1 protein-coding gene is annotated in these 470 nt (G+C 32.1%); it reads right to left on the bottom strand.

Annotation, left to right across the window (positions count from 1 at the left end):
* Window positions 1-333: transposase family protein (locus N0824_RS20445; protein WP_146184313.1), on the bottom strand; the 333-nt coding region annotated here is incomplete at its 3' end.
* Window positions 334-470 lie beyond the last annotated feature (137 nt).

Below are 470 nucleotides of genomic sequence, written 5' to 3'. Positions count from 1 at the left end.
TTTTTTTCTAAATCTGTCTGTGTAGGTTCTTTTCTTCGGCAAATAATTTAGTTCTTCTGTGAATTTTTTCCCACATTTCTCGCATCTCATCTGACGACGATTGATTCTCAGATATAATGCCTGTTCTCCAAAGGGTAAATCTCGGATTGTTAATTCATTGTTTTGATGAACTTTTTCCGTTTTACTTCCACAATGAATGCACTGGCTTTCTCTTGACATATTTTCTAAATGTAAAACAATTCCTATATCGGTAATAATTTGATAATTGGTAACGACAACTCCTTCTAGGTGAAGTAGCTCGGTCATTAACTTTAATTGTGGATTTGATGGCATAAGTATAGCTTGTGTCTAAAATTGCTGGTCTTGGCTGTCTATATTTTAAACAATAAATTGCTGTATTGCAAGCATAGTCAGTTTTTAAAGATAAATTATTGTTTTATTGGTCAGCAATAATTGTCTGTTTTTTCTTT

The sequence above is a fragment of the Microcystis sp. 0824 genome, assembly GCF_003112475.1.
GTDB classification, from domain to species: domain Bacteria; phylum Cyanobacteriota; class Cyanobacteriia; order Cyanobacteriales; family Microcystaceae; genus Microcystis; species Microcystis aeruginosa_C.
This window is presented reverse-complemented; position numbering and strand designations above follow the sequence as displayed.